This window comes from Mucilaginibacter oryzae (assembly GCF_003148845.1).
Taxonomy (GTDB): Bacteria; Bacteroidota; Bacteroidia; order Sphingobacteriales; family Sphingobacteriaceae; genus Mucilaginibacter; species Mucilaginibacter oryzae.
The window spans coordinates 84,680-90,917 of record NZ_QGHA01000003.1; the positions used below are offsets into that span (position 1 = coordinate 84,680).

Consider the following 6,238-nt stretch of genomic DNA (forward strand, 5'->3'; position numbering starts at 1 on the left):
TCGATTTCGGAGTTATTTCTGTGAGGGCTTCCTATCCTGATCTTACACAATTGAGTACAATAACAAATCCGAAATCGAAATTTCGGAATCCGAAATTTTTAATACTATGGCTAAAAGAGATTATTACGATGTGCTTGGGGTTGCGAAGGGCGCCAGCGCTGATGATATAAAAAAAGCGTATCGTAAAATGGCTATCAAATATCACCCGGATAAAAACCAGGGCGATAAAGAGGCCGAAGAAAAATTTAAAGAAGCTGCCGAAGCTTATGAAGTACTGAGCAGCCCCGAAAAGCGTCAGCGTTATGATCAGTTTGGTCATGCGGCTAACGCTTCATCGGCCAATGGAGGCGGTTATGGTGGCGGCGGCATGAATATGGACGACATATTCAGCCAGTTTGGAGATATTTTTGGCGGCGGCAGTCCGTTTGAAGGTTTCTTTGGCGGCGGCAGGCAAAGCGGTGGCGGCGGCAGGCGTGTAGCCCGTGGCAGCAACCTGCGCATCAAAGTGCGTTTAACGCTGGAAGAAATCGCCAATGGTGCCGAAAAGAAAATTAAGGTTAACAAACAGATCATCTGTAAAACCTGCGATGGTAGCGGCGCTAAGGATAAATCATCCTTCCAAACCTGTAAAACCTGCGGCGGCAGCGGCGCGGTGCGCAGGGTAACCAATACCATTTTGGGCCAGATGCAAACTACCAGCACCTGCCCTACCTGTAACGGCGAAGGATCGACCATACTGTCAAAATGTACTGTTTGTCATGGTGATGGCGTGGTGCGCGGCGAAGAGCTGATCACCATCCAGGTGCCTGCCGGTGTTAGCGAAGGCATGCAGTTAAGCATGAGCGGCAAAGGTAACGCTGCCCCACGCGGCGGCGTCCCGGGAGATTTGATCATCCTGATTGAAGAAGTACCTCACGAAACGTTAAAACGCGATGGTAATAACGTAATATTTGATTTACACGTAAACTTCATCGATGCAACCTTGGGTACCTCTGTCGAAGTACCAACCATAGATGGTAAGGTGAAAATAAAAATCGACCCGGGTACGCAAGGCGGCAAAATCCTGCGCCTTAAAGGCAAAGGTTTACCCGAAGTTAACTCCTACCACCGCGGCGATCAGCTGGTACACATCAACATCTGGACACCAAAAGCGTTAAGCCGCGAGGAGCGCGAGATACTGGAAAAACTGCAAAACTCGCCAAACTTTAAACCCAATCCGGGCAAGAACGAGAAAAGTTTCTTTGAGCGGATGAAGGAATATTTTGAATAAAGCTTAAGGCTGAAAGCCGAAAGTTTAAAGCTTTTAATGGCCCGGAGGTTTTACTTCGGGCTTTTTTGTTATTTTAGATCATCGAAACTTTATCACAAGCTTGCACTTCAATATGAAAATAAACGCTAAAACCGCCTGGCTTCCCATTATTATCACCATCGTTTATGCTATTCTGATATCAATATCCATTATAATCAGGCTTGGCAATGCCATCCCACCCAAACCGTTGCTTGCAGCTATTGAGGTAACCTATATTCTGCCAATTATTTACGCGGTAATGGTATTGAAGCGCCTCAACGAAAAAAAACTCACAGTAGCTACTTATACCTTTGCTATTTTCTTCGATATAGCCTTGGTGCTTTACTATTTCTTCAGCAAACCCAGCCCAGGCCAATATATAGCCTATCTTGTTTTAGGTGCTTTAAGTGTTACCCTCATCAATATAATGATCATTCAGGCATTCAATTTGAAAACACGGCAAATAGTTAGGCCATTTTGCGTTTATGGATTTGTATTTCTGTTGATAGCCTTTTTTAAATTAGTAGGCCTTTTATTCATGATCAGCCACTACGGCAATACAATTTTTGCTGCTACCATTCCGGCCGAAATACTTTTGCCCATAGCTATGCTGTACCTATTTTTCGGGATAAAGAAATATCTTAAAAACGTTGAGGCTGGTGAGGCATAAAATAAATATTCTGTCGGGTTCAATTTCCCCTACCCGGATATTTTCCGTTAATTAGGCATATGCCTCTAAAATTCAAATCTCTACCCCTACTTTCCTTGTTTTTTGGCGGAGCCTACGCAAGCGCCCAAACCCCATCCATCCGCAATAACTACCAAACCGAAGCCGGTGTACCCAAACTAAACATAGAGCGATCAATGATCTACACGCCCGATCAGGATTGGCTTTATAACCACCATGCTTCTGTTATTCATTTTAAGGATAGGTTTGTAGCCATCTGGAGCAACGGTATTAAGGATGAAGATTCGCCGGGACAAAGGGTGGTTTATGCCACCTCGAAAGATTTTAAGCATTGGTCGCCCGTAAAAGTATTGGCCGCTCCCGGCAAAATCAACGATACGCTCACCGTGTTAACGGCCGCAGGGTTATATCAGTATAAAGGAACATTAGTGGCCTATTACGGCGATTACGACAGGCACCGCAACAATACCCACCTAAGGGCTAAAACCAGCACCGACGGCGAACACTGGAGCGAACCGTTGGATATGCACCTGCCCGTTGTACCCAACCACGGACCGGAAATAACCAACAGCGGTCGCCTCATCATCAGCGACAACTTCACTTTCCCTTACACTGATGATCCGCGCGGGCTTTCGGATTGGAAAATGAGTAGCTTTTATCCCGATTCGCTTTACAAGCAGGATAACCCGGCTATGTTTTACGCCCCGGCAGCAAAATCCGGCTTACCGCCCCTTTGTGAAGGATCATTTTTTCAGACCGATGATAACGTATTACATATGCTGTTACGGGTAACCGGCAAAGGCTGGAAAGGCCGGTTATGGCTTACAGAAAGTAAGGATAACGGCCAAAGCTGGTCGCGCCCGGCCGAAGCGCCTTTTTCTGATAACGACAGCAAATTTCATTTCGGCAGGTTGCCGGATAAGCGTTTTTATTACGTAGGCATCCCGGATACTTTGCACCATTATGACCGGAACCCATTAGTGCTATCACTTTCGCAGGATGGCAAATCGTTCAATAAAAATTACATCATCGCCAACGAGATTTATCATCTTAAAAAAGAAGGGCTTTGGAAAGGCGGGCAATACGGTTACCCGCATACCATTATTTATGATGGCTATATGTATGTGATCATATCGCGTCAAAAAGAATCAATTGAAATATTAAGGTTTAGTTTAAAACAGTTAAAGTAGCCAACTACAGGTTTTCGCAAATTAAAAAACGGCGCTGTTGCTTAAAACAATAGCGCCGTTTTTTTATTCATTAAATAAATGGGCCGTTATGGTGAAACCCATCCATCCGTATCACCTGTTAAAATTTAAACCTGCCGATGAAACCAACGCGCGATACCGCATTAATAACGATTGTTACAGCTATTATAGGCGGATTGACAGTTTTAGCAGTCAATTTTTCACAACAATTAGCGCTCGCAATTCCGGAGGTACTTGGCTACGGTATTACATTGGTGCCGGTAATTTGCTTCGCGTGGTTCATGCTCTTCGCGATCAGTATTTTAAACTATACCCAAGAACGGCCTTTTGTACTGAACGTTTTTATCATTTACCTTGCTTATACCACCCTGCAGCACATCATCAATATTGGCATTGGCTTGCTGGGCTTAACCGCCGATAAGGTGATTATGTATTACCAGGTTTCCGGCACCATCAATTCGTTGGGTGTGATACTGCTTGTAATAGCTGTATTTATGCTGCGCGATAGACCTTATAGGTTATCATTGCAGCTGTTCGCGTTGAGCGAACTGTTCATTATGCTCTTTTACCTTGCGGTGCCCATGCTTTTATCTGCCATACACATTACCGATATGACCTTATATTTCAGGTATGGCGGGCTCTCCTACATGGTCGTGTCAGCCGCCGAACTTTATGTAGCCATAACCGTCTTAAACCTTTCAAGTCGGCAAGAATGGCAAAAGCCATTTTACCAAACGGAAAAGCCCGATTGGCCGCCTTACGATAAACCGGGCTTGTAACATTTTTTGCTTAGCTTTATCTAATAGGCAAAACAGCTACATAAACCTTAACTAATGCTAAGCATCCGCAACATTGTTAAACAATACGCCGGTCACCGGGCTTTAAGTGATGTAAGTTTGGAAGTTGAAAGCGGGCAGATTTTCGGTCTGCTGGGCCCTAATGGCGCCGGTAAAACTTCCCTGATCCGTATTGTAAATCAAATTACCGCGCCCGACTCGGGCGAAGTGTACTTTAAGGGCGAAAAGCTCAATCAATCGCACATTGAACGTATTGGCTACCTGCCCGAAGAGCGCGGCCTGTACAAAAAAATGGAGATAGGCGAGCAAATGATTTACCTGGCCCGTTTGAAAGGCCTGAGCCGCGCTGAAGCCCAAAAGCGCCTCAAATTCTGGTTCGAAAAGTTGGGTATGGAAACCTGGTGGAAAAAGAAGATCGAAGAACTATCAAAGGGCATGCAGCAAAAAGCCCAGTTTGTAGCTACCGTACTGCATGAGCCCGATTTGATCATCCTCGATGAACCTTTCAGCGGTTTCGACCCGGTAAACGCCGAACTGATTAAAGATGAGATACTGGAGTTGAACAAAAAAGGCGCCACCATCCTGTTCTCCACGCACCGCATGGAATCGGTTGAGGAACTATGCGATGCCATCGCGCTCATCAACAAATCGCACAAGATATTGGATGGCAAGGTGAAACACATCCGTAACTCGTACCGCAATGAAACCTACTTTGTTGAATACGCGGGCGAGCAAATTATATTTGACGGCAACCAACCATTTGAAGTGGTGAACGAAGCGATAGGCGACGACAGCTATACCATCAAAATAAAGCTGGCGGAAGGCCATAACTCCAACGATATTTTACACTACCTGATACCAAGAGTAAGGGTAAACATGCTGCAGGAGGTTATCCCGAGCATGCACGAGATCTTCATTGAAAAAGTAAACCTAAATACCACCGGCCATGAATAAAGTATTACTCATTATACAGCGCGAGTACCTTACCCGCGTACGCAAAAAATCGTTCATTGTCATGATTTTCGTTGTACCGATGCTGATATTGGTAATGGGCTTTGTTATTAAACTGGTGGCCGAGGATAGCGACAAACTCTCTACGCTTGAAACCGTTAATGTAATTGACAAAAGCGGCGTATTCGACCATAAATTCCGTAACGATAAAAACATCAAATTCAATTACGCCCTAACCGATCTCAAATCTGCTAAGGAGCTCCTGAAAAACAGCGAGGGAATTTCTATATTGTATATACCGCCTGATTATCTTCAGAAGGATTCGGTACAGATCTTCTCAAAAAAGAAAGCGTCACTACCCCTGTCTGATGAGATTGAAAAACAAATGAACGAGATCGCCTTTTCCGATAACCTGCTCAAACACCATATCGACCCGGCATTGCTTTCATCAATCAAGAAAACCAATATTTCCTTAAATGCTATCGAAATATCTGATAAGGGCGATAAAAGCGCTAACATAGGGCAAAACATGATCATTGGTATTGCCTGTGCCATATTCATCTACCTTTCGCTGTTTATTTACGGCGGGCAAGTGATGCGGGGCGTAATTGAAGAAAAAACCAACCGCATTATAGAGGTGGTTATTTCGTCGGTAAAGCCTTTTCAACTAATGCTGGGCAAAATTATAGGTGTGGGCCTGGTTGGCTTAACGCAGTTCAGCGCCTGGATTATTTTATCTGCTATGGCCACTAAAATTGCTGGTCATTCATTCAATACTCCGGGCAGTGGCCTGTTTAACGCCCTCCAGGTGATACAGACAATTCCCTTCGGGTTTATTTTAGGCTGCTTTATATTTTATTTTTTAAGCGGATACCTGTTGTACGCGGCACTGTTTGCGGCTGTAGGTTCGGCGGTTGATAGCGAAACCGAAACGCAGCAGTTTATGTTTCCGATAACATTGCCCTTGTTATTTACATATATCCTCTCCGTTTCCGTTTTATTCAGGGCGCCCGATAGCCCGCTGGCTGTGTGGTTATCCATGATCCCATTTACTGCACCTGTTGCCATGATGGTGCGGATCCCGTTTGAACCACCGGTGTGGCAAATAGCCATATCCATGTGCCTGATGATTGCCGCATTTTTATTTACCACTTACGTGGCCTCGCGCATTTACCGGGTTGGCGTACTGATGTACGGTAAAAAAGCAAGCTTTAAAGAAATGGCCAAGTGGTTTTTTTATAAAGAATAGTTTTTTGAGCTGAAAGCATTTTTATAAGCTGAAAGCATAAGGCTGAAGGCATAAAGC

At 44.7% G+C, this 6,238-nt stretch carries 6 protein-coding genes; all 6 read left to right on the top strand.

Features of this window, described 5'->3' with window-relative positions; genetic code table 11:
- Window positions 1-106 precede the first annotated feature (106 nt).
- The 6 genes from dnaJ (at window position 107) to LX99_RS09580 (ending at window position 6,181) form a co-directional block, all read left to right on the top strand.
- Entirely contained in the window at window positions 107-1,270 is a 1,164-nt protein-coding gene (gene dnaJ / locus LX99_RS09555; RefSeq protein ID WP_109607685.1) for a molecular chaperone DnaJ, read from the top strand.
- Window positions 1,271-1,382: 112 nt separating this feature from the next.
- The gene (locus tag LX99_RS09560) at window positions 1,383-1,958 is read left to right on the top strand and encodes a hypothetical protein (RefSeq protein ID WP_109607686.1); all 576 of its coding nucleotides are present in this window, start codon (window positions 1,383-1,385) and stop codon (window positions 1,956-1,958) included.
- Window positions 1,959-2,017: 59 nt separating this feature from the next.
- On the top strand, window positions 2,018-3,166 hold the full coding sequence (locus LX99_RS09565; protein WP_109607687.1) for an exo-alpha-sialidase: 1,149 nt from the start codon (window positions 2,018-2,020) through the stop codon (window positions 3,164-3,166).
- Window positions 3,167-3,303: 137 nt separating this feature from the next.
- Window positions 3,304-3,963: a hypothetical protein gene (locus tag LX99_RS09570; RefSeq protein WP_109607688.1), complete on the top strand. Its 660-nt coding sequence runs from the start codon at window positions 3,304-3,306 to the stop codon at window positions 3,961-3,963.
- A gap of 54 nt (window positions 3,964-4,017) precedes the next feature.
- Window positions 4,018-4,935, top strand: coding sequence for an ABC transporter ATP-binding protein (locus LX99_RS09575; protein WP_109607689.1), 918 nt, complete (start codon window positions 4,018-4,020; stop codon window positions 4,933-4,935).
- The gene (locus tag LX99_RS09580; RefSeq protein ID WP_109607690.1) at window positions 4,928-6,181 is read left to right on the top strand and encodes an ABC transporter permease; all 1,254 of its coding nucleotides are present in this window, start codon (window positions 4,928-4,930) and stop codon (window positions 6,179-6,181) included. Before LX99_RS09575 ends, LX99_RS09580 begins: the two co-directional genes overlap by 8 nt.
- Window positions 6,182-6,238 lie beyond the last annotated feature (57 nt).

Excerpts from the sequence above, each read along its gene's own strand:
- dnaJ (WP_109607685.1), top strand. The coding sequence starts at position 107 with ATGGCTAAAAGAGATTATTACGATGTGCTTGGGGTTGCGAAGGGCGCC.
- LX99_RS09565 (WP_109607687.1), top strand. The coding sequence starts at position 2,018 with ATGCCTCTAAAATTCAAATCTCTACCCCTACTTTCCTTGTTTTTTGGC.
- LX99_RS09560 (WP_109607686.1), top strand. The coding sequence starts at position 1,383 with ATGAAAATAAACGCTAAAACCGCCTGGCTTCCCATTATTATCACCATC.
- LX99_RS09580 (WP_109607690.1), top strand. The coding sequence starts at position 4,928 with ATGAATAAAGTATTACTCATTATACAGCGCGAGTACCTTACCCGCGTA.
- LX99_RS09570 (WP_109607688.1), top strand. The coding sequence starts at position 3,304 with ATGAAACCAACGCGCGATACCGCATTAATAACGATTGTTACAGCTATT.
- LX99_RS09575 (WP_109607689.1), top strand. The coding sequence starts at position 4,018 with ATGCTAAGCATCCGCAACATTGTTAAACAATACGCCGGTCACCGGGCT.